This window comes from Glutamicibacter sp. JC586, from assembly GCF_009805585.1.
GTDB lineage: Bacteria > Actinomycetota > Actinomycetes > Actinomycetales > Micrococcaceae > Glutamicibacter.
Window position 1 is genome coordinate 390,795 of record NZ_VHIN01000022.1, and the last position, 23,626, is coordinate 414,420.

Sequence of the window (23,626 nt, forward strand, 5' to 3'; positions counted from 1 at the left end):
ATGGCAACCACCATGCTCAAAGCATTAAACAAGTCTCTACACGATGCGCTGAGCGATGATGAAAAAGTCATCTTGCTCGGTGAGGATATCGGAACCCTAGGTGGTGTCTTCAGGGTCACCGACGGGCTCAAAGCAGAGTTCGGTGAACACCGTGTTGTGGATACACCGCTAGCCGAATCGGGAATTGTGGGAACTGCCATTGGCTTGGCCTACCGAGGTTACCGCCCGGTGGTGGAGATCCAATTTGATGGCTTCACCTATCCTGCTTTTGATCAGCTGGTCTCGCAGTTGGCCAAATTGCATTACCGTTCGCGGGGCCGAGTGAAGATGCCGGTGACCGTGCGTATTCCTTATGGCGGCGGCATCGGTTCTCCTGAGCATCACTCGGAATCACCGGAAGCCTACTTTGCACACACTGCAGGGCTTCGCGTATTTGCGCCCTCCAGTGTGGAAGATGCCTACGCAATGCTCCGTCAGGCCATTACCTGTGATGATCCAGTGATCTTCTTTGAACCAAAACGTCGATATCACGAGAAGACTGATGTTCAGCTCGGTGAAGTGCACCCAGATGCATCACCTAAGGCGAAAGTACTTCGAGAAGGTAAGGATGTGACGGTCGTGGGATATGGGCCGACCACCTACACCTTGTCCGAAGCCGCACTAGCCGCCGAGGACGAAGGCATCAGCCTAGAAGTGATTGATCTGCGTAGCCTGGATCCGCTGGATATGGATACCATCGCGCAATCGGTGCAACACACCGGCAAGCTCGTAGTAGTCCACGAGGCTAGCCGAACGGCCGGCCTTGGCGCAGAGATCTGTGCCGAGATTACCGAACGCTGTTTTGATTACCTGGAGCATGCGCCGTTGCGAGTCACCGGGTTCGATATTCCCTATCCTCCTTCCCGACTCGAAAGCCATCATTTACCTGACCTTGATCGGGTGATGCATGCGGTAGATACCGTCATGAACCACCATGAGGCTACCGAAGGAGCTGCCAAGTGATGACAGATCAGACTTTTAAGCTTCCAGATCTTGGAGAGGGCCTGACCGAATCTGAGGTGTTGAACTGGAAAATCAAAGTGGGCGAGCACGTGGCCTTAAACCAGGTGATTGCAGAGGTGGAGACCGCCAAGGCCGTTGTCGAACTTCCCTCGCCGTTTGCCGGAGTAGTGCAGCAAATCCACGCTGAGCAAGGACAAGTAGTGCAGGTAGGTGGGCCACTTGTTACCTTCGGTGATCAGGTCAACACTCAAAGCTCACCTGAGACTGGAAAGCCAAATGAAGCAGCGGGAGCGCAGCGCACCCCTACGCTCGTTGGTTATGGTGCTCCTGCGTCTACCGGTGCCCGACCCCAGCGCAAGGTGCGAAACTCACGGTCTAGTGCCGCCCCGGTTGCTTCCAACCACGCGAGCGTTCAACGTTCGGTGACTCGTTGCACTCCTCCGGTGCGAAAGCTCGCCCGAGATCACGGAGTGGATATTTCGGCGCTCGCCGGAAGCGGCGAGGATGGTCTGGTGCTGCGCAGAGACGTTCAGCAAGCAATAGATGCTGGTGGCCAGGTAACTGAGTTGTCCAGGCCCCAACCGCTCACTGCTCCTGGAACCGGCGATCGACATGTGAAGATCACCGCGGTACGCCGAGCTACTGCCAAGGCCATGGTGGCTTCTGCTTTTACCGCACCACACGCCACCGAGTTCTTAACCATCGATGTCACCGAATCGATGGAGTTGGTTCAGCGCTTGCGTTCGCATCCCTTGATGAAGGACGTGAAGCTGAATATCACTACGCTGACGGTATTGGTTGTTAGCCGATTGTTGCAGACTCACCGGTCGCTGAACTCCACCTGGGATGAGGGGGCAGACGAGATCATTGAGTTTGGTTCTGTGAATCTTGGCATGGCGGTTGCTAGCGATCGTGGATTGCTGGTCCCGGTGCTTAAGGAAGCTCAAGGGATGCCATTGGCTCAACTCGCTTCAGCTCTGAGTCAAATTATTGAGCAGGGGCGGGCCGGAACGCTGTCTCCAGCACAACTGACCGGTGGCACTTTCTCGATTACGAATGTTGGTGTGTTTAGTGTTGATGCCGGTACGCCGATTTTGCCACCGGGTCAGGCGGGCATTTTGGCACTAGGCCAAGTGAAGCGACGGCCTTGGGAGTATCAAGATGAAGTAGCGCTTCGCCATACCATGACGCTGGCCTTGTCCTTCGATCACAGAGTGGTCGATGGCAAAGAAGCAAGCGAGTTCCTCTCAAGTGTCGGAACTGTTTTACATGACCCCGCAATGATGAATATTTTTATTTGAGACTGAACAAGAGTTGACTCGGTAAGAATATTGTTCAACGAACGACTAAATGGATTTCAAGCATTGCTTTCATGAATATTCATTGGTTGTTTCGCAATTTTTGATGTAATCTCATTCACTACGTGCTATAGCTCACGCTCACGCGCACGGCTCTGCGAAACGCAGAAGCAGCAACCTTATGTTGAGGAGAAATAAGATGCGATACTCGCACGCATCTAAGGCTGTCGTTCTTTCAGCAGCCTTGGCACTGACCCTGTCGGCTTGTGGAGGCGGTTCAAGTGATTCCGCCAGCGGTGAAGGGGACGGCTCCTACGTCGTCACCGCTAACACCACCGAACCGCAGAATGGTCTTTTACCAGCTAACACCAACGAAGTTGGTGGCGGTCGTGTCATGGACCTGCTCTTCACGGGTTTGGTCAGCTATGACGCAAAGGGTAAACCAGTCAATGAACTCGCAGAGTCCATTGAATCCAAGGATTCACAGAACTACACCATCAAGATCAAGTCTGGTCAGACTTTCTCCGACGGTTCCCCGGTAACTGCTGCTTCGTTCGTGGACGCTTGGAACTTCGGTGCCGCAGCCAAGAACGCTCAGCTGAACTCCTACTTCTTCGAGTCCATCGAGGGCTACGACAAGGTAAGTGCCGAGAAGTCCAAGGAAGACAAGATGTCGGGTCTGAAGGTTGTCGATGACACCACCTTCACCGTTAAGCTGGCTCAGCCTGAGTCTGACTTCCCGTTGCGTCTGGGCTACACCGCATTCATGCCGTTGCCTGAGGCAGCATTCGAGGATCCTAAGGCCTTCGGCGAAAAGCCAGTTGGCAACGGTCCATACAAGCTGACCGAGTGGAATCACGACGTCAACCTGAAGATGGACGTCAACGACAAGTATGACGGCCCTCGTAAGGCCGCTAACGGTGGCATTGACTTCAAGGTTTACCAGTCCACCGATTCTGCCTACTCTGATCTGCAGTCCGGTAACTTGGACGTGCTCGACCAGATTCCTCCAGGACAGCTCGCTTCCTACCAGGATGACTTGGGCGAAAACTCGGTCAACTCGCCATACGCTGGTAACGCGACCATCACCATTCCAAGCTACTTGGACCACTTCAAGCAAGACGAAGAGGGCAACCTACGTCGTGCTGCAATTTCCAAGGCTATTGACCGTCAGCTGATCATCGACAAGGTGTACCAGGGTGGCAAGTCAATCGCTAAGGACTTCACCGCACCAGTGCTCGAAGGTTACAGCGATTCGCTACCTGGTAGCGACGTACTGAACTTCGATGGTGATGAGGCTAAGAAGCTGTGGGCTGAGGCTGACAAGATCAGCAAGTGGGATGCCGACAAGGAATTCACCGTTGGCTACAACGTTGATGGTGCCGGCAACAAGGAATTTGTTGAGGCAGTTGTTAACCAGCTGAAGAACAACTTGGGCATCAAGGCTAGCGCTCAGTCGTTCAGCTCCTTCAAGGAACTACGCGCCAAGGTCACTGCCTACACCATGACCGGTAGCTTCCGTACCGGCTGGCAGGCTGACTACCCATCGCTCTACAACTTCCTGGGCCCACTATTCGGCACCGGCGCAGGTTCGAACGATGGCAAGTACTCCAGCAAGGAATTCGACGATGCACTGGCCAAGGGCCTAGCAGCAACGGACCCAGCAGAGGGCGCAAAGACCTTCAACGAGGCACAGGAGATTCTGTTCAAGGATCTTCCAGCAATTCCACTGTGGTACCAAGCTGTTCAGGGCGGTTGGAGCACAAACGTTTCCAACGTTGAGTTCGGCTGGAACGGTGTTCCACTGTACAACGAAGTCACTGGTAAGTAATTTCAGCTTTCGGACTGGTCAAGTCCTAAAATAGCTGAAAGGCACGTCGAGGGAGACCCTGCTATAAGTGGGTCTCCCTTTGGCGTGTTGATCTGCCTCCCAAAAATAAACGTCGAGTTAATTATCGACGGAAAGAGGGAAATAATGGCCATGTGCCCTCCGGCATCTCGAGGTGAGATGCACGCATGTTAAGTTTCATGCTCAAACGAATCGCGCAGCTGATTCCAGTCTTTATTGGCGCAACCTTGCTTGTCTACTTCTTGGTATTTGCCACCCCGGGTAATCCGATTGAAGCGTTGTCCGGTGGAAAGCCAATGTCTGACGCAACCCGCGCTGCTTTGGAAGCACAATACAACTTGGATAAGCCCTTCTGGGTTCAGTACGGGTTATACCTGAAAAACCTGCTGACTTTCGACCTCGGAACCTCGTTCTCAGGTCAGGAAGTCTCGGCCATGTTGGGTAGGGCATTCCCAGTAACTGCACGACTAGCGATTCTCGCGCTACTCATCGAGGGCATCTTCGGCATCATCTTTGGTGTTATCGCCGGTATGCGCAAGGGCAAGTGGTTCGACTCAACCATCCTCATTGCATCGCTGATCGTTATCGCAGTTCCAACCTTCGTTCTGGGCTTCGTATTGCAGTTTGTTGTTGGTGTGAAGCTTGATCTGGTGAAACCAACGGTTTCCGGGTCCGCGACCTGGGGCGAACTCTTCCTCCCAGCTCTCGTACTTGGTCTCGTCTCATTGGCCTATGTTGTTCGCTTGACCCGTACTTCGGTGATCGAGAACAAGAGCGCCGACTTTGTACGTACCGCGACGGCCAAGGGCTTGAGCCGTCGTCGTGTCATTACCGTACACATCCTGCGTAACTCGCTGATTCCAGTTGTGACCTTCCTCGGCGCCGATCTCGGTGGCCTGATGGGTGGCGCGATTGTCACCGAAGGTATCTTCAACGTTCCTGGTGTGGGCCATTTGCTCTATCAAGCAATTCAGAAGGGCGAAACACCGACCGTTGTTGCAGTCGTCGGTGTTTTGGTTATCGTCTTCGTCGTCGCCAACCTGGTTGTAGATATGCTGTACGCACTGCTTGACCCAAGGATCCGTTATGCCTGAGAATCAAAACTTTAATCCGGAAGACGGCCTGCAAATGAGCAAGGTTCGTGCCGGTAAGGTTTCCAAATACAAGATCGACCACTATGTTGCTCCGCTGGAGGAAACGCCCTTGCAGGCAGTGGACTCGGTCAAGGAAACCGGTAAGCCACTATCAATGTGGGCCGAAGCTTGGCGTTCGCTGCGCAAGCAGCCACTGTTCATCATCTCTGCGATCATGATTCTTGCGGTCATTGTCGTTGCGGCCTTCCCCCAACTGTTCACCTCGATCGATCCCAATGGGCAGAACGCTTGTCAGCTGGAGTACTCAAATGAACCGGGTCGTCCTGGGCACATCATGGGCTTCAACCTGCAGGGCTGCGATGTCTACGCGCGAGTCATCTACGGTACGCGTGCTTCGTTGCTGGTGGGAGTCTTCACAACCCTTATTGTTGTGATCCTCGGCGGTGCGCTGGGCGCATTGGCTGGATTCTACGGCGGCTGGATCGATGCCATCTTGGCTCGTCTGGGCGATATCTTCTTCGCACTGCCACTGATCCTTGGCGCAATCATCGTCATGCAGCTTCCTGCATTCCGCGAAAACCGCAGTGTGTGGACGGTTATTGTCACGTTGGCAATCTTCGGTTGGCCTCAGCTGGCCCGGATCACCCGTGGTGCCGTAATCGAAGCGCGAGACGCTGACTATGTCAAAGCTTCACGAGCTTTGGGGCTCTCAAAGTTCAAGTCGCTGGTCAAGCACGTACTACCTAACTCGTTAGCTCCAATCATTGTTGTCGCAACAGTGAACCTCGGCGTGTACATCGTGGCGGAAGCTACCCTGTCATTCTTGGGTGTAGGGTTGCCCGGTGAAGTTATGAGCTGGGGCAACGATATCTCTCTGGCACAGCAGCAACTTCGTAGTAATCCAATGATGTTGATGTGGCCAGCGCTGTTCCTGTCGGTAACAGTTTTGAGCTTCATCATGCTCGGTGACGCAGTGCGTGACGCACTGGATCCCAAGGCCCGGAAGGGAGCCTAGGCAATGACTGAAACCGCAACACCTAAGCCGTTGCTGGAAATCAAGGACTTGGCAATTACCTTCTCCACTCCTGATGGACCAGTGCATGCAGTGCGCGATGCAAACTTTACAGTGATGCCAGGGGAGACCGTGGCGATCGTGGGCGAATCGGGGTCAGGTAAATCGACCTCGGCGCTGGCCGCTATCGGTCTGTTGGCCGGCAATGGTTCGGTCTCCGGAGGCCAGATTCTCTTTGACGGCGAAGATATTTCGCATGCCAGCGAAAAGCGCTTTGTTGAGCTTCGCGGAAATCATATTGGCATGGTTCCACAGGATCCGATGTCCAACTTGAACCCTGTTTGGAAGATTGGTTTCCAGGTTAAGGAAACCCTCAAAGCAAACGGACTGGCAGGGGATAACCCCAAGCAACGAGTGTCGCAGATTCTGGCTGACGCTGGCTTGCCCAACCCGGAGGCGCGTGCGAATCAATACCCGCATGAATTCTCCGGTGGTATGCGCCAGCGTGCCCTGATTGCTATTGGTCTGGCCTGCCGTCCGCGCTTGCTGATTGCTGATGAGCCAACCAGTGCGTTGGACGTGACTGTTCAGCAGCAGATCCTCGATCATCTGGACACGATGACCAGCGAGCTGGGCACCGCCGTTCTGCTGATCACCCACGACCTCGGCTTGGCAGCAGAGCGTGCTGAAAAAGTTGTCGTGATGTACAAGGGGCGCGTTGTTGAATACGGCCCGGCGCTAGATATCCTACGCAACCCGCAGCACCCCTACACCAAGCGTCTGATCAGTTCCGCTCCGTCCTTGTCTGCACAGCGTGGAGACAAACACGAAGCCATCGTTGATGAGATCGTCCCGGGTAAGGCTGAGCCGCTACTGAAGATCAGCAACCTGACCAAGGTCTTTGATATCCGCAAGGGATTCGGTCGTAAAGAAAAGTTCACCGCGGTGGACAATGCTTCCTTCGAAATCCCCAAGGGCACCACGACTGCAGTAGTGGGTGAATCTGGTTCGGGTAAGTCCACCATCGCTCAGATGGTGCTGAACCTGCTGGATAAGACCAGCGGGGAGATCACCTTTGACGGTGAGCAAATCGGTAACCTGAACGAGAAGAAACTGTTCAAGTACCGCCGTCGTGTACAGCCGATTTTCCAGGATCCTTACGGATCTTTGGACCCGATGTACTCGATTTACCGAACCATTGAAGAGCCACTACGCATTCACGGTATTGGCAATTCAGCATCGCGCCAGAAGAAGGTTGCGGAGCTGCTTGATCAGGTTTCCATGCCCGCTTCGACCATGCATCGCTTCCCGAATGAACTCTCTGGTGGCCAGCGTCAGCGTATTGCCATTGCTCGCGCGCTAGCGTTGCAGCCCGAGATGATCGTTTGTGACGAGGCAGTATCGGCGTTGGACGTACTCGTTCAGGCGCAGGTGCTGGAGCTTTTGGACGAACTGCAACGTGAAATGGGTTTGACCTACTTGTTCATCACCCACGACTTGGCTGTGGTCCGACAGATCGCCGATAACGTTTGCGTGATGGAACGAGGCAAGATCGTTGAGCAGGGGACTGCTGATCAGATCTTCGCAGCTCCTAAGAGTCAGTACACCCGAAACCTATTGGGTGCTATTCCAGGTGCTTCGCTGATCTAACTTGCGTTAGTGACGGCACCAAGGGCCGCTGAAACCGAAAGGTTTCAGCGGCCCTTGGTGCTTAACCGACGGTGCATACTTCGTCATATTCAACGAATATTTCAGATTTTTTCAAACTGAAGCAAATGTTGCAAAACCGTTATAAACCCATCCATGAAACATACTCGTAACACCGGTGTTCTGATTGGATTTTCCCAATGTGAAAGAAATCCTTGAAATCTCGCGGATGTGGCGCAGATCGCTCATACTCGCCCGTAACAACCTCGTTGCGAATAGATCGCAAGAACGGAGCGGTGGATGAGATGTGAAGCGAATCTTTCTCTATCCAAGCCAGAAAATTCAGGTTAGTGTATTCCTCAATGGATCGGTCATGTGACTTGGTCCACAATGAATCACACCGGTTCACAACTCGTATCATCACGAACTCAAGGAGGCGAAATGCGGTATCAGCGCGTTTCGAAAGCGGTTGTTGTAGGCGCAGCCCTGGCATTGGCACTTTCTGCATGTGCCCCAGGCGGAAGCGATTCTTCTTCAGAAACCAAGAAGAGCACCGAAGCCAACGGTGGCGCCGAAGTCACCAACTCCGGTCTGGCTGATCTGGGTGACGTTACCACCAAAGACGACACCCTCAAGGTGACCGTCGGAGCTCCTGAGTTCATCAGCTACAACGGCCTCACCCCACAGACCTACTCGACCTACAACTCGGCCATCGTAGACCGCTTGTTTGCAAGCTTCTACTACATGGGCACCGATGGAACCGTTTACCAGAATGAAGATCTGGGTTCCTACGAAAAGGTCAGCGATGATCCACTGACCATCAAGTACACCATCAAGGACGAAGCCAAGTGGTCCGATGGAACCCCCATCACCGTAGCCGATGCAGTTCTGGCATGGGGTACCCAGAACCTCAACCTGAACAGCGGTTCCAAAGATAAGCCTTTGTTTAACTCGGTCTCCACCGACTTGGGCGACACCGTGCCTAAGGGCCCAGAAGGCGCAGCCGATGGCAAAGAGTTCACCGTCACCTTCAAGGATCCAGATCCAGACTGGCAGCTACAGACTTGGCTCTCCCACCCAGCGCACGTGGTTGCTAAAAAGGGCGGCCTGAGCACCGAAGAGTTGGTTAAGGCCATCCAGGACGGCGATTCAAAGAAGCTGGAAAAGGCAGCCAAGTTCTGGAACGACGGTTGGATGACCAAGCCAGGTACGTTGCCAGACGAAGCCGACATGCCAGTATCCGGCCCGTACAAGCTAGAGTCCTGGAAGGCCGGCGAGTCGGTCACCCTGACCGCTAACGAAAACTACTATGGCGTTAAGCCTGCCACCAAGAAACTGAACTTCCGCTTCTTGGCTGACACCGGTATGGTTCAGGCGTTGCAGAACAAAGACGTTGATGTCATCTCTCCTCAGCCAACCGTTGATACGCTGGCGCAGTTGCAGGGCTTGGGTAATGCGGTGAACATCCAGCAGGGCGATACCCTGACCTGGGAGCACCTGGACTTCAACTTTGCCAAGGGCAACGAGATGACCAACCTGGAACTGCGCAAGGCATTCGCCATGTGCGTTCCACGTCAGGAAATTGTTGACAACCTGGTCAAGCCGCTGAACCCAGAGGCAGTGGTCATGAACGCACGCGAAGTCTTCCCAGTGCAGGACAACTACAAGGAAGTAGTCGACTCGGCCTATGACGGTCGCTACGATCAGGTAGATATCGACGGCGCCAAGAAGATCCTTGAAGAACAGGATGCTGTTGGCACCGAGATCCGTATCGGTTACTCTGCTCCGAACGAGCGTCGTACCAACGAAGTTGCTGCCATCAAGTCCTCTTGTGACAAGGCTGGTTTCAAAATCAAGGATTCTGGTGACGCTAAGTTCTTCGCACCGGGCGGTACCCAGGAGCGTGGCGACTACGAAGTTGCGCTGTTCGCATGGTCAGGTTCCGGCCAGATCACTTCCGGCCAGAACATTTACTCCACCGGCAAGCCACAGAACTACGGCAAGTACTCGAATAAGGCTGTAGACGAGGCATGGACCAAGCTGGCAACCTCGATGGATCCAGCAGTTCACGCTGAGCAGACCAAAGTTATCGAGAAGCTGTTGTGGGACGACCTGTATGGGATCCCAGTCTTCGCGCACCCAGGTTTGAGCGCTTCGGGTTCCGATATCCAGAATGTCCGTCACACTGCTACCCAGAGTGGCATCGTTTGGAATGCAGAACAGTGGCAGCGCGCTGAGTAAGCCCCCGAGGGCAATCTAGCTGCTAACACTAACTGTGAGCGCCTGCGGGGCCCGATCAACATCGGGCCCCGCGGTGTGTCCAACACCAGCACCGGGTGGCACTTACGCAAACAGGTGAGAAGAAAGAGGACATTAGAACCGTGTTGAAGTTCATTCTCAAGAGACTGGGATCGGCGGTCGGCGTACTACTCGGCGCCTCCCTGCTGCTCTACATCTTGGTTATCAACGCTGGCGACCCGTTGGGAGACCTGCGCGAAAGTAACGCCGACAACCGCGAGTACCTGATGCAACAACGCATCGAGTACATGAACCTAGAACAGCCGTGGTACCTGAGGTACCTGACGTGGCTGGGCGGAGTAGGCAAATGCTTTGCCGGTTCTTGCGACCTAGGCCGAAATATCAACGGTGTTGAGGTCAGCGGCTTGCTGGCCAACGCGGCATCCTCGACCTTACGTTTGGTACTGTTGGCCACGGTGATCGCGGCCGTGCTTGGCATCGCGATCGGTGTTCTGACTGCAGTTCGTCAGTATTCGGGTTTGGACTACCTGGTGACGTTCTTGACCTTCCTGTTCTTCTCCCTTCCTGTCTTCTGGGCCGCCGTATTACTCAAGGAATTCATGGCCATCGGCTACAACAACTGGCTCGAAGACCCCCAAATTTCCATCGGTACCAGCATCCTGATAGGCGTTGTTGCCGGTATTGTCTTGCAGATGCTGCTGGCTGGTTCGCTCAAACGCCGAGGGCTGACTTTCATCATCACCGCGATTTTCGTGCCACTCTTGCTGCAGTACAGCGTCTGGTTGAATTTCTATCGATACCCCCAAATGGGGCCGGCCATCATCGTTGTGCTCACTGTGTTGCTCGCGCTCTCGGCCACCGCGATGAGCGTGGGTCTAAAGGAGAAGAAGGTTCTCTATCCCGCATTGATCACCGCGGTCCTAGTACTCGTGATGTACTACGCAACCTTCTGGTTACTTAAGGATGCCAACACCTGGATCTTGTTGATCGGCCTGGTTCTGGCCGTGCTTATCCCCGGACTTATCGGCAAATTTATGGGGGGACGCCTTTCCAAGCTCGCTTCCGGGGTTTCGGTGCTGGTGGGTGTCGTTGGTGCAGGACTGACAGTGCTGGATCATATCTTCCGTGCATGGCCTGGTTTCCTTGAGCTCAAGGGTCGCCCAATCGGTACGATCGGTTCCTCCACCGCAAACCTTGGCGGAGGGTTCTGGGATAGCCTCTTGGACAACGCAACGCAGCTTTTACTGCCAACCATCGTGCTGACCATCATCTCCTTGGCCAGCTACTCGCGTTACACCCGCTCCTCGATGCTTGAAGTGCAGCAGCAGGATTACATCCGCACTGCACGTTCCAAAGGACTGAGTGAACGCACCGTGATCTTCCGCCACGCGTTCCGCAACGCACTGATCCCGATTGCCACTATCGCGGCCTTTGACTTCGCAGGACTGATCGGTGGCGCTGTGGTCACCGAAACGGTCTTTGGCTGGAAAGGCATGGGCGACATGTTCAGCACCGGTCTGCACGCAGTAGACCCGGCACCAGTCATGGCCTTCTTCTTGGTTACCGGTACCGCAGCGGTGCTCTTCAACCTGCTGGCCGATATCGTTTACGCGCTGCTTGATCCGCGGATCCGGGTCTAGGGAAATAAGGACAATCGATGAGTAACTTAAACGGAAAAATTCCGCAGGACCTGACCTCAATCGCTGAAGTCGAGGACGCGAAACTAGCAGCCGCGACAGAACAATCAAAAAGCCAATCAAAGATCGTTCTTGAACGATTCCTCAAGCACAAGCCTGCCATGATCTCCTCGGTAATTCTTGTGGTGATTACCGTCATTGCGTTCACCTCCGTGGGCTTTGGACCCATCCCAGGATGGTGGAAGCTGAGCTACCTGGATGCAGGATCCGTGGTCAACGGTGGCAAGCCGACCCTTTCGCTGATCCCCACCTGGCTCGGGGGATCGGGCATTACCATTGGTGATCATCCTTTCGGCCAAGACTCGGTAGGCAAGGACTACTTCGCGCTGGTGATGAACGGTGCACAGAAGTCCATCATTATTGGTGTCGTGGTCGGTGCGGTGGCCACCTTCCTTGGTGCGGTGATCGGCGCAGTCGCCGGCTACTTCCGCGGCTGGGTTGATGAAGTGCTGATGCGCATCACTGACCTGTTCATCGTGATCCCACTGTTGGTTCTAGCTGCTGTCCTAGGTCAAATTGCCGGACGTAGCTCGGGATCGATCTTCGCCCTAGCATTGGTGCTCGGTCTGGTCACTTGGACCGGTCTAGCCCGTCTGGTGCGTGGTGAGATCCTCTCTCTGCGCGAACGCGAATATGTGTCGGCAGCCCAAGCCATGGGCTCGCGCACTTCGCGAGTCATCTTTAAGCACCTGTTGCCCAATACCATCGGCGTGATCGTCGTGAACGCCACCTTCGCGATTGCCGGGGCAATTCTGCTTGAATCCTCGCTCTCCTTCCTCGGCTTTGGTGTGCAACCACCGGAATCTTCGCTGGGTCTGCTAATCAGCCAGTACCAAAACGCGTTCTTGACCAGGCCGTGGCTGTTCTGGTGGCCGGGCATGATCATTGTGGTCATTGCCCTGTCTGTAAACTTCCTTGGCGACGGGCTGCGCGATGCGTTTGACCCACGCCAAAGTGGCAAGCGCCGTCGCCCTCGTGCTGGTCTGTTTGCCCTTCCAACTCGTAAGGAGAAGCCATGAGCCACGTAGCACCAGAGAATAACGCCGGTGAGTACGCACTGAGCTTCAACGACCTGAAGGTCACTTTCGAAACCTCCGGTCCATTGGTCCACGCGGTCAAGGGTCTGTCCTTGGCTGTGCGCCCCGGCGAGGTAGTTGCCCTAGTGGGTGAATCCGGCTCAGGAAAGTCCGTGACGTCTACCGCGGCCATGGGCCTACTTCCTTCAAACGCCAATATCAGCGGCGAGGCCAAGATCGGCAACGTCAACGTTGTTGGTCTGGAGCAAGGCAAGATGCGCAAGATGCGCGCCACCGACATCGCGATGGTCTTCCAGGAACCAATGACCGCCCTGAACCCGGTGCTGACCATTGAACGGCAGTTGACCGAAGCATTGGAGCTTCACGGTTTGGCCTACGGTAAGGCCGCCACTCAGCGTGCGATCGAACTGTTGGAGATGGTGGGGATCCCGGAGCCAGATAAGCGCATCAAGCAATACCCGCACCAGTTCTCCGGTGGTCAGCGTCAGCGCATTGTGATCGCCATGGCGATTTCCTGCGATCCCAAGGTCATCATCGCTGATGAGCCGACCACGGCGTTGGATGTGACCGTTCAGGCCGAAATTCTGGACCTTTTGCGTGAGCTCAAGGATCGGCTGAACACCGGCATCCTGTTGATCACGCACAATATGGGTGTGGTCGCCGATATGGCGGATCAAGTGGCGGTCATGTTCCAAGGCAGCTTGGTGGAAACCGGCCGCGTCGATCAGGTGTTGTTGCACCCACAGCATCCATACACCCAGCGGCTGCTGGCCGCCGTGCCTCGCCTATCGTCGGCTTCGATCACCGCGGAAAACGAGCCTCATAGCGCCCAGACTGCTCCGGCCGGTCGTGAACTGGTGCTCGAGGCCAAAGACCTTGTCCTTGAATACAATATGCGTGGCAAGATTTTCCGAGCTGTTGAAGGCGTGAGCTTTGATGTGGCCAAGGGCGAAGTACTTGGCATTGTGGGGGAGTCCGGGTCGGGCAAGTCCACCATTGCCAAGGCAGTGATCGGACTGTTGCCGGTGGCTGAAGGTTCACTGTCAGTCAAGGGGCATAATCTGCCCAAGCTCTCGCCCAAGCAGGCTCGCGTGGTGCGCAAGCAGATCGGCGTCATCTTCCAGGATCCTGCGGCCTCGCTGAACCCGCGCTTCCCGATTGGCGAATGCATTACCGAACCCATGGTGGTGCACAAGGTAGGCACCAAGGCCTCGCGTATCAAGCGTGCAGAAGAGCTGCTCGATGCGGTTAAACTTCCTCGCAACGTGATCAACCGTTACCCACATGAGCTCTCCGGCGGTCAGCGTCAGCGTATTTGCATCGCTCGTGCGCTGACTTTGAACCCTGAGCTACTGATTGCTGATGAGCCAACCAGTGCGTTGGATGTTTCGGTGCAGGCAGTGGTGCTGGAGATGATCCAGGAGCTGCAACGCGACTTCAACTTTGCTTGCCTCTTTGTCAGTCACGACCTTGCTGTGGTGGACATGCTGGCGGATGCGGTAGTGGTGATGCGGTCGGGTAAGGCCGTGGAGCAGGGCATGGTGAAGAACGTTTTGCATGCGCCAACCCATGATTACACCAAGCGTTTGTTGGCGGCAGCACCTGTGCCGGATCCACACGCGCAGGCGGTACGTCGTGATGCGTGGCGGGTGCTGAATAAGACGAAGTAACTGAAACACCAGACAATGACGAAGGGAGCTGACCAAACTGGTCAGCTCCCTGTCTAATATCCGCTGTGTCGCAGACTTTAGTTCTAGTCCAGCTGCATGACGTTCTCGGTTACAACCTCAGCACGGGCGTTCGAGAAGATCTGCTCGGTGCCGATGGTCTTGAAACCACGGCGTTCAAGTACCTTGATAGAACCAAGATTGTCCTGCACCACATGGGCGGTCAGTGGACGCTTGGTGTATTCGGCAAGGAAAGCATCCACCGCGCTGGTGGTGATTCCTTTGCCCCAGTACTTGGTGGAAGTCCAGAAGTTGATTTCTGGGCTCTCGCCATCAAATACCAAGATCGATCCGACAACTTCACCATCGTCTTCGATGGTGCGAACTAGGACGCTAGGATCGTTCAAGATCGAGTTCCAGTGGTGGTCGAACACCGCACGGTCCGCTGGGTTACGGGCCTGGTAGGCGGCCATGAGGTTCGCCTCGGGTTCTTGCTGGTGAGCAAAGAATGCGTCCAAGTCGGAAGGGCGGACTTCACGTAGCTGCACGATAAAGGCCTTTCAATCGGGTAGGTCAGCATGCCGTTTTCGGAACGCTGCGGAACAATGGCTTGGGAACTACACTACCGGGGATGTGAGCGCAGCGAGAGCCATATTGGACAAAAGTGGCTTAAGACCAGACTTTTTAGTTCTTGGGGAGTGCGCCGAATGAGCTGTGGAGTTCAATAGGCCAAAGACTGCATGGGCGCGGAAACGGTGGGACTGCTTTGATCCTGTGGGGTGTAGTTTGGCAAGTTCGTTAGTCCACAACGCTATGTAGGAGTTTTGAAGCTTTCGCACCAGCGCCAGTTCCGCTGTTGGTAGAGACTTCAAATCCCGGTCCTGAACCTGCAGAATATCTGGGCGAGCCAGAGAAAAATCGGTGTGGAAGTCCACTAGGCGAGAGAGAACTTCTAGTGCCGTTCCGCCTGCTTCGCAAGCCTTTTGACCACCGGCGTAGATGTCTTTGGACATGTCTACCAATAGGGCAATGAGAACGGCCTGCTTGCCGGCGAAGTGGCGGTAAACAGCGGGACCGGAAATGCCGCAGGCCGCTCCGAGATCTTCAAGCGAAACTCCGGCATAGCCATGCTGGGCAAAGAGGCGAGTGGCTTCGCGCAACAGGGCTTCTCGTCGTTCAGCTTTGGCGCGTTCGCGGTCTGTTGGTTCGTTGAGAGCCTGGTATCTACCGGCCATCACCATCATCTCCTCACGACGTCGCGCCATACTCTGGACAAGTGTGACCCGTGCCACTACTGTCAAAAATGAAGCTGTTTACCCATCGGTAGGCAGCAATCAGTTAACAAGTATTAACCATACGCGTCACACAGTGTGCTTCCAAGACCTGCGCTCATCGATCGCAATAATCGATCGTGAGTGAGATCAAATAAGCATGCGGTCCACTGCACGGACAACGTCCCTCAACGAAGAGAGAGTCTGATGATTAACCTCGAACTCGATGATCAATACCAAGACCTGGTAAGCATGGTCCGAGAATTTGCCCAAGAAGTGGTTGCCCCGCAGAGCGCCGAGAACGACGCTAATCATTCTTTCCCCTATGACATCGTGAAACAAATGGGTCAGATGGGATTATTTGGTCTGCCGATTTCTGAAGAATATGGCGGCTCGGGCGGAGACTACTTCCATCTAGCGCTGGCGCTAGAAGAATTGGGCAAGGTCGATCAATCGGTAGCCATTACCCTAGAAGCGGGTGTGTCCCTGGGTGCTATGCCGATCTATCGATTCGGCAACGAGGAACAGAAGCAAAAATGGCTCCAACCGTTGGCCACCGGCGAACGTCTTGCCGGATTTGGTCTCACGGAACCTGGAGCGGGTTCGGATGCATCGGCAGCGCTGACCAAAGCAACACTAGATGATGGCCAATGGGTCATCGACGGGGCCAAGGAATTCATCACCAACTCTGGCACCGATATCACTTCGCACGTCACTGCCACAGCCGTGACCGGAGTTGACCAAGGGACCGGCAAAAAAGAAATTTCCGCCATTATCGTGCCCACCGGCACGCCAGGATTCACCGCGCAGAAGGCTTACAACAAGGTGGGTTGGCATGCTAGTGATACCCATCCGCTAAGTTTCGACTCGGTTCGAGTGCCAGAAGAGAATCTCTTAGGCGAGCGCGGAAGAGGATATGCCTACTTCCTAGAGATCCTCGATGAAGGACGTATTGCGATTGCGGCTTTGGCAACCGGTGCTGCGCAGGGATGTTTGGATGAAGCCGTGAAGTACGCCAAAACCCGAACGACCTTCGGCAACGCGATTGGTACCAATCAGGGCATTTCATTCATGATCGCCCGCATGGCCTCGCGCGCCCACACCGCACGACTGGCCTACTACGCGGCAGCAGCCAAGATGTTGGCCGGCAAGGACTTCAAAATTGAAGCGGCTCATGCCAAGCTCGTAGCCAGTGAGGCGGCCATGGATAACGCCCGAGATGCCACCCAGATCTTTGGCGGTTACGGTTTCATGAATGAAACCTTGGTGGCCCGACACTACCGCGATTCTAAGATCTTGGAAATTGGCGAAGGGACCACCCAGGTGCAGCAGATGCTGATCGCACGAAGCCTGGGCCTTTAAGCCAATCTCGCCGATCGCGCGTCACGCCATACACACCGCGTGGCGCGCTTTGGGCGCTCACAGATAAACGAACCATAATGGATGAGTGAGCTCCCAAAATACTTTCATTCCGGCCGAGCAGATACGCCGAGTTAGCCTCATTGGTTCTACTGGTTCGATCGGAACCCAAGGGCTAGACGTAATTAGTCAGACGCCTGAGAAATTCAGTGTTGCCGCTATTTCAGGCGGCTACAACCTTGAACTGCTCGCCCAGCAAGCCGTGCGCTTTCGCCCCGCGCTCGTTGGCTGCGCTACAGAGTCAACCGATGAGCTGGCCGCCGCGATTAAGCAGGCCGCCAGCGATGCCTGTGTGACTGGTTATGAACCGGAGCTTGTAGCTGGAGAACAAGCGGCCACCATAGTCGCCGGATATGCAGACGCCGACGTAGTGCTCAACGGCATTACCGGAGCTATCGGTTTGGCACCAACAATTGCGGCCCTGGAAGCCGGACACCTGCTCGCCCTGGCAAACAAAGAGTCATTGATCATTGGCGGTCAAGTCGTCAAGCAAATCGCAGCCCCGGGACAGATCTCACCTGTAGATTCTGAACACTCGGCCCTTGCCCAGGCTCTTCGCTCGGGCGCTCCGGAAGAAGTGGCCAAGCTTCTAGTCACCGCGTCAGGTGGACCGTTCTTCGGCTACAGCTATGACCAGCTGCGTGAAGTCACCCCATCCCAGGCTCTAGCTCACCCAACCTGGGATATGGGTCGAATGGTGACCACCAACTCGGCAACTATGGTCAATAAGGCGCTAGAAGTTATAGAAGCACACTTGCTCTTTGATGTACCGCTGGAGAAAATCGAGCCAGTAGTTCACCGTCAATCGATCATTCATTCGATGGTCGAGTTCATCGATGGGTCGGTGATCGCTCAGGCCTCACCCCCAGATATGCGACTGCCCATCGCTTTAGGGATCAACTGGCCGCATCGTGTAGCCGGTGCAGCGACCCCTTGCGATTTCTCGCAGAGCGCCAGCTGGACATTTGAACCGTTAGATCAGGATGTGTTCTTCGCCGTCAAATTAGCTAAGCAAGCGGCCGCTGCTTCAGGAACTCATATGGCGGTTTATAACGCTGCCAACGAAGTTGCCGTTGATGCTTTCCACGAGGGCAAGATCAAATTCACTGACATCGTAGAAACCATTGAGCGCGTATTGAACAACTACACTCCGGTTAATGCTCAGTTGAGTGTTGAAGCCGTTCTGGAAACCGACCGCTGGGCGCGTGCCCACGCTACAAAGATCGTGGGTGCCTAAGCATGAGCGTGATCCTGTTTATTGCTGGCATCCTCTTTATGTTGGTGGCCGTTGGATTGTCCATCGCCTTGCACGAGATCGGGCATCTGGTTCCGGCCAAGCTCTTTAAGCTGCGAGTGCCGCAGTACATGATTGGTTTTGGCAAGACCTTGGTCTCGTTCAAGCGGGGCGAGACGCAGTACGGCATTAAGGCTCTGCCACTGGGTGGCTACATATCCATGGTTGGAATGTACCCACCTAGGGCAAAAACCGCCGATGGCCAGCCTGGTAAGAAACCCGGCCTGTTCCAAAAAGTCTTTGGCCAGATGGTTGATGATGCTAGGTCGCAGGCCAACGAAAATGTATTGCCCAGCGACGAAGGCCGCCTGTTTTATCAGTTGCCGGTCTACAAGCGTGTGATCATCATGCTCGGCGGCCCGCTGATGAACCTGATCATTGGGTTTGTGGTCATTGCCATCGTGCTCACCAGCTTCGGCCAAGCTACGCCGAGTACCACGGTCTCCGAGGTATATCAGTGCATTGCCACTGCGCAGAACGCGGATCAAAAGCAATGCACCGACAAGGATGAGCCTGCGCCCGCGTATGCAGCTGGTCTACTCCCGGGCGATACCATCACCTCCGTGAATGGCAACGCAGTGGCAGAGGACCAATGGAACAAGCTCACCGATGTCATTAGGGTCAATCCGGGCAAGCCCATTACCTTGGACTACCAGCGCGATGGGGTCAGCCACAGCACAACTTTGACCCCATATCTGACCGATCGTCCGGCTACGGATGACAAGGGTTATGCCCTCACTGATGATCAAGGCAACACGATCATGACCAAGGTTGGATTTGTTGGCATGAGTTCTTTGCAAAAAGACATGACGCAGCCCTTGAGTGCAGTGCCCGCAGTGATTGGTGATCAACTGCTAAGCATCGGCAACGTCATCCTGCATTTGCCACAGCGTATGGTGGACGTTGCTCAGGCGGCATTTGGTAGCGAGCAACGAGACCCCAACGGTCCGGTGTCCATTGTGGGCGTCGGACGAATTGCGGGGGAGATTAGTGCGGAAGATTCAATTTCCGTAACTGATAAGTTCGCGACCTTACTCTCATTGGTCGGGGGACTGAACCTAGCGTTGTTCGCCTTCAATTTGATTCCACTGTTGCCTTTGGACGGCGGCCACGTGGTGGGTGCACTGTATGACGGTATAAAGCGCTTGTTTGCGCGAATCTTCAAGCTGAAAAACGTGAAACCCGTCGATACGGTCAAGCTGTTGCCGCTGACGTATGTGGTCGTGGTAGCCATGCTGCTCATGGGTGGTCTCTTAATATATGCAGACATCTTCAAGCCAATACAGCTGTTCTAGTCCAAGAGAAATAAGGTGTAGCTATGACTGTTTTTGCTGTTGAATACGTGTATGCACAAGACTCCGTTGACTTACGCAACGAGCATCGCCCCGCCCACCGTGAATACCTTGGTGGCTTCCTGAACGAAGGCCCAGTTCGCGTTTTGGCGTCGGGCCCAACCCCCGCAGCAGACGGCGCTCTGTTGATCATCGCTGCTCGGTCACAGTCGGCCCTTGAAGAAGTGCTTGCCAACGACCCGTTCAACAAGTCCGGTGCTTTGGCAGGGACCAAGATTACCGAATGGAATCCAGTGACCGGTCTCTTGAAGGAATTCTCTTCCTAAGCTCGTTGGTATGCTAAGCCCTCGCGCTCCTGTAAACGGAGAGCGAGGGCTTTTTACCTTTTGAGCCCTTATTCCCAAGGCGATATCTCGCTAAGCAGGAAAGGAGGCATTGATCATGGATCTGCACGTAACTGATTCCTTGGTGATTCCAAGCTCGGAGCTGTCGTGGAATTTCAGCCGCTCAACTGGTCCCGGCGGCCAACACGTTAATACTTCTGATTCGCGGGTTGAGCTTTCCTGGGTGGTTGCGTCTTCCCGTGCGCTTACGGCGTGGCAGCGTGAGCGACTCCTTCAGAAGCTATCGTCGAAGCTGGTGTCCGGAGCGGTGGTGATTCGAGCCTCGCAGGAGCGCTCGCAGTGGCGTAACCGGCAAATTGCCATGGACAAACTGGCCCAGCTAATAGCCAAGGCGTTGGCGCCAGATGCACCGAAACGAAAAGCTACCAAGCCGACGAAGGGCTCTGTGCGGCGTAGGATCACAGCGAAAACTAACCGCTCGGTCACCAAGCAGTTGCGTCGCAAACCCGGGCGGGATTGATGTGACAAAGCATGACATGACGTGCGACACAAAGTTTCGCATAATTGCGTGCGCTCAACCATAGTTAAAAGTAGATGAAGCGTCAGCTTCTTTTCTCTTTTGTCTTTTAGGAGCACACCCATGGCTACAAAGGTTCTCACCCTCGTTGGATCCCTGCGTAACGGTTCAACCAACGCGCAGCTGGCTGAAGCCACATCCCACCACGCTCCAGAAGGCGTGGAAGTTTCGGTCTTTAGCGGTCTGGAGACTATCCCTTTCTACAATGAGGATCTCGACGTTGAAGGCACTGTTCCAGCAGCAGCTCAGAGCCTTCGTGATGCAGCTGGCGATGCAGATGCGCTGATCTTGGTTACCCCTGAGTACAACGGAACCATGCCAGCCGTGTTGAAGAATGCGATTGACTGGCTGTCGCGCCCATTCGGTGCAGGCGCCGTTTCGGGTCTTCCAACCGTGGTTGTTGGTACCGCCTTCGGTCAGTACGGTGGCGTGTGGGCTCAAGATGAAGCTCGCAAGGCCCTGAATATCGCTGGCGCCAAGGTGCTTGAAGACGTCAAGTTGGCAATCCCTAACTCCGTTGTCCGCTTCGCTGAACTTCACCCAAAGGATGACGTTGAGGTTGCCGAGCAGGTTGCTGGCGTTCTAAAGGCCATCAAAGAAATCGCAGAGGCAAACTAGTTCTCTTTGGTAGAACCGCGCAAGACTCTTCGAGAGGCCACGGGTTCCCCGTGGCCTTTCTCGCATCAGTACCCGCTCACCTAAATACGGTGACATACTTGGACTAAGAGATTTATCCACAATTTACTCGGAGGCGTCCATTGACTTCGGTCAGCCTAGGCATGCCGGCAGGCCCACCGCCGGTCCTTACCCCACGTCGAAAGACCCGTCAGTTCCAGGTTGGTTCTGTGGGCGTCGGTTCCGATTCACCGATTTCGGTTCAGTCGATGACGACCACCAAGACTCACGACATCAATGCAACGCTGCAGCAGATCGCTGAGTTGACCGCGGCTGGTTGCGATATCGTTCGTGTTGCGTGCCCTACGGATAAAGACGCAGAAGCGCTGAAGATCATCGCGATGAAATCGCAGATCCCAGTGATCGCCGATATTCACTTCCAGCCAAAGTACGTCTTTGCTGCGATTGAAGCCGGTTGTGGCGCTGTGCGTGTGAATCCGGGCAATATCCGCCAGTTCGACGACCAGGTCAAGGAAATCGCTCAGGCGGCCAAGGACCACGGCACTTCGATCCGTATCGGAGTCAACGCCGGTTCCTTGGACCGCCGCCTTCTGCAAAAGTACGGCAAGGCTACTCCTGAAGCTTTGGTTGAGTCGGCCGTTTGGGAAGCTTCCTTGTTCGAAGAGCACGGATTCCATGACTTCAAGATTTCGGTCAAGCACAATGACCCAGTGATCATGGTTCGAGCATATGAACTTCTGGCAGAACGTGGTGACTGGCCACTGCACTTGGGTGTAACTGAGGCGGGTCCTGCCTTCCAGGGCACTATCAAGTCCGCTACCGCATTTGGTGCTTTGCTCTCCAAGGGCATCGGCGACACCATCCGCGTATCGCTCTCAGCGCCTCCTGTTGAGGAAGTTAAGGTTGGCAACCAGATTCTGGAATCGCTGAACCTGCGTCCTCGCAAGCTCGATATCGTTTCTTGCCCATCGTGTGGACGCGCTCAGGTGGATGTTTACACCTTGGCTGAGCAGGTCACCGCAGGGCTTGAAGGAATGAAGGCTCCGCTGCGAGTTGCGGTCATGGGCTGTGTCGTCAACGGACCCGGTGAAGCGCGCGACGCTGACCTTGGTGTAGCATCAGGCAACGGCAAGGGACAGATTTTCGTCAAGGGCGAAGTCATCAAGACCGTTGCCGAGGATCAGATCGTTGAGACTCTGATTGAAGAAGCTAACCGCCTGGCTGAGGAAATGGGACTAAGCGATGACGAGAATCCTACCTCGGGTTCTCCCGTGGTCTCCGTCAGCTAAGGAGAATCGACGAGGCGAGGCGACGGCGCCGCGGACTCTGGGCCGTCGTGATACGACGGCCCTCATTGAGCTACTCGACCGTGACCCGGTGGTCAATATCTTTACGCGTTCGCAGGTATCCCTGCATCGTTCTGCCGTTCCAGATGGCTTCGCGCATATCGTGGGTTTGGACGGTAATGAGGGGCTGAACGCTGCGTGCTGGATGGGTGCCAATGTTGCGCCAACGGCTATGACAGAAGACCAAGCACAAAAGGTTGCTGTCCATGCTTTGGATTCACGGCAACGTTTTGCCTCGGTCTTCGGGCCCGCTCAGTCGGTTTTGGCCATGCACGATGTACTTCGCCAAGGCCCACAATCGATCTTTGACGTGCGAGAAAATCAGCCGTTGCTGACCATCTCAAAGCTTCCCGAAGGTGTGGAACGAAACCCGATACGAGCAGCGAAAATCCACGAATTTGATCTGGTGCTTCCTGCTAGTGCTGCCATGTTTGAAGAAGAGCTCGGCTATTCACCTCTGGAAAATGGCGGTAGCTTTTACCGCAATCGGGTGCGTCAGCTGATTCGTGACGGGCATACCGTCATTGACTGCGATGACCACGGCGAGGTGATCTTCAAGGCTGATTTGGGAACCGTTACCAATGAAGTAGTCCAAATCCAAGGAGTCTGGGTTAACCCTCGATACCGGGGGCTGGGCTTGGCCTCGGGCTATATGAGCTCTACGGTTCAGTATGCATTGGGATTTGCGCCTCTTGTAAGTCTCTACGTCAACGACTTCAACGTGCCGGCACTGAAAACTTATCAACGAATTGGTTTTGAGCAGGTTGGCACCTTCGCGACGATCTTGTTCTAACGCAGGAATACTGAGCAAATTAGCCAAACGAGTTCAGGGCGGGACAGGACCTTCTGGTCCTGTCCCGCCCTGAACTCGTAGTGCTTAGACTT

General features: G+C 54.8%; 20 protein-coding genes. 18 read left to right on the forward strand and 2 right to left on the reverse strand.

Annotation, left to right across the window (positions count from 1 at the left end):
* From FJV47_RS15620 to FJV47_RS15665, 10 genes are all read left to right on the forward strand, one after another.
* The gene (locus FJV47_RS15620) at positions 1-1,002 is read left to right on the forward strand and encodes an alpha-ketoacid dehydrogenase subunit beta (protein ID WP_159614595.1); all 1,002 of its coding nucleotides are present in this window, start codon (positions 1-3) and stop codon (positions 1,000-1,002) included.
* Positions 1,002-2,303 (forward strand): dihydrolipoamide acetyltransferase family protein, encoded by a 1,302-nt coding sequence (locus FJV47_RS15625; protein ID WP_159614597.1) that lies wholly within the window; start codon positions 1,002-1,004, stop codon positions 2,301-2,303. Before FJV47_RS15620 ends, FJV47_RS15625 begins: the two co-directional genes overlap by 1 nt.
* 196 nt (positions 2,304-2,499) lie before the next feature.
* Entirely contained in the window at positions 2,500-4,131 is a 1,632-nt protein-coding gene (locus tag FJV47_RS15630; protein WP_159614599.1) for an ABC transporter substrate-binding protein, read from the forward strand.
* Positions 4,132-4,316: 185 nt separating this feature from the next.
* Positions 4,317-5,243, forward strand: coding sequence for an ABC transporter permease (locus FJV47_RS15635; protein ID WP_159614601.1), 927 nt, complete (start codon positions 4,317-4,319; stop codon positions 5,241-5,243).
* 34 nt (positions 5,244-5,277) lie between these two features.
* Positions 5,278-6,258: an ABC transporter permease gene (locus FJV47_RS15640; protein WP_235026512.1), complete on the forward strand. Its 981-nt coding sequence runs from the start codon at positions 5,278-5,280 to the stop codon at positions 6,256-6,258.
* Between the two features lie 3 nt (positions 6,259-6,261).
* Positions 6,262-7,905: an ABC transporter ATP-binding protein gene (locus FJV47_RS15645; protein ID WP_159614605.1), complete on the forward strand. Its 1,644-nt coding sequence runs from the start codon at positions 6,262-6,264 to the stop codon at positions 7,903-7,905.
* A 438-nt stretch (positions 7,906-8,343) separates the two neighbouring features.
* A complete protein-coding gene (locus tag FJV47_RS15650; protein ID WP_159614607.1) occupies positions 8,344-10,143 on the forward strand; it encodes an ABC transporter family substrate-binding protein in 1,800 nt (599 codons plus the stop codon).
* 140 nt (positions 10,144-10,283) lie between these two features.
* Positions 10,284-11,801, forward strand: coding sequence for an ABC transporter permease (locus FJV47_RS15655; protein WP_159614609.1), 1,518 nt, complete (start codon positions 10,284-10,286; stop codon positions 11,799-11,801).
* A 17-nt stretch (positions 11,802-11,818) separates the two neighbouring features.
* Positions 11,819-12,877, forward strand: a complete 1,059-nt coding sequence (locus FJV47_RS15660) for an ABC transporter permease (protein ID WP_159614610.1) — start codon at positions 11,819-11,821, stop codon at positions 12,875-12,877.
* Positions 12,874-14,565 carry an ABC transporter ATP-binding protein gene (locus FJV47_RS15665; protein WP_159614612.1) on the forward strand — a complete coding sequence of 564 codons (1,692 nt, stop codon included), beginning with the start codon at positions 12,874-12,876 and terminating at the stop codon, positions 14,563-14,565. The genes FJV47_RS15660 and FJV47_RS15665 overlap by 4 nt, the downstream gene beginning before the upstream one ends.
* An 83-nt stretch (positions 14,566-14,648) precedes the next feature.
* On the opposite strand, the gene FJV47_RS15670 is transcribed toward FJV47_RS15665, so the two are convergent.
* Both FJV47_RS15670 and FJV47_RS15675 read right to left on the reverse strand, forming a co-directional pair.
* Entirely contained in the window at positions 14,649-15,110 is a 462-nt protein-coding gene (locus FJV47_RS15670; RefSeq protein ID WP_159614614.1) for a GNAT family N-acetyltransferase, read from the reverse strand.
* A 69-nt stretch (positions 15,111-15,179) separates the two neighbouring features.
* The gene (locus FJV47_RS15675; protein WP_235026499.1) at positions 15,180-15,827 is read right to left on the reverse strand and encodes a TetR/AcrR family transcriptional regulator; all 648 of its coding nucleotides are present in this window, start codon (positions 15,825-15,827) and stop codon (positions 15,180-15,182) included.
* Positions 15,828-16,040: 213 nt separating this feature from the next.
* On the opposite strand from FJV47_RS15675, the gene FJV47_RS15680 reads away from it, so the two are divergent.
* The 8 genes from FJV47_RS15680 (at position 16,041) to FJV47_RS15715 (ending at position 23,534) form a co-directional block, all read left to right on the forward strand.
* On the forward strand, positions 16,041-17,195 hold the full coding sequence (locus FJV47_RS15680; protein ID WP_159614616.1) for an acyl-CoA dehydrogenase family protein: 1,155 nt from the start codon (positions 16,041-16,043) through the stop codon (positions 17,193-17,195).
* Between the two features lie 106 nt (positions 17,196-17,301).
* Entirely contained in the window at positions 17,302-18,489 is a 1,188-nt protein-coding gene (dxr, locus tag FJV47_RS15685) for a 1-deoxy-D-xylulose-5-phosphate reductoisomerase (protein WP_159614915.1), read from the forward strand.
* 2 nt (positions 18,490-18,491) lie between these two features.
* Positions 18,492-19,841, forward strand: coding sequence for an RIP metalloprotease (locus FJV47_RS15690; protein WP_159614618.1), 1,350 nt, complete (start codon positions 18,492-18,494; stop codon positions 19,839-19,841).
* A gap of 23 nt (positions 19,842-19,864) precedes the next feature.
* On the forward strand, positions 19,865-20,164 hold the full coding sequence (locus FJV47_RS15695; RefSeq protein ID WP_159614620.1) for a YciI family protein: 300 nt from the start codon (positions 19,865-19,867) through the stop codon (positions 20,162-20,164).
* A 115-nt stretch (positions 20,165-20,279) separates the two neighbouring features.
* Complete coding sequence (gene arfB / locus FJV47_RS15700; protein ID WP_159614622.1) at positions 20,280-20,702, forward strand: alternative ribosome rescue aminoacyl-tRNA hydrolase ArfB; 423 nt, start codon at positions 20,280-20,282, stop codon at positions 20,700-20,702.
* 120 nt (positions 20,703-20,822) lie between these two features.
* Complete coding sequence (locus FJV47_RS15705; RefSeq protein ID WP_159614624.1) at positions 20,823-21,377, forward strand: NAD(P)H-dependent oxidoreductase; 555 nt, start codon at positions 20,823-20,825, stop codon at positions 21,375-21,377.
* A 140-nt stretch (positions 21,378-21,517) separates the two neighbouring features.
* The gene (ispG, locus tag FJV47_RS15710; RefSeq protein WP_159614626.1) at positions 21,518-22,684 is read left to right on the forward strand and encodes a flavodoxin-dependent (E)-4-hydroxy-3-methylbut-2-enyl-diphosphate synthase; all 1,167 of its coding nucleotides are present in this window, start codon (positions 21,518-21,520) and stop codon (positions 22,682-22,684) included.
* Positions 22,638-23,534 carry a DUF4081 domain-containing GNAT family N-acetyltransferase gene (locus FJV47_RS15715; protein ID WP_235026500.1) on the forward strand — a complete coding sequence of 299 codons (897 nt, stop codon included), beginning with the start codon at positions 22,638-22,640 and terminating at the stop codon, positions 23,532-23,534. Before ispG ends, FJV47_RS15715 begins: the two co-directional genes overlap by 47 nt.
* The last annotated feature ends 92 nt before the right edge of the window (positions 23,535-23,626 follow it).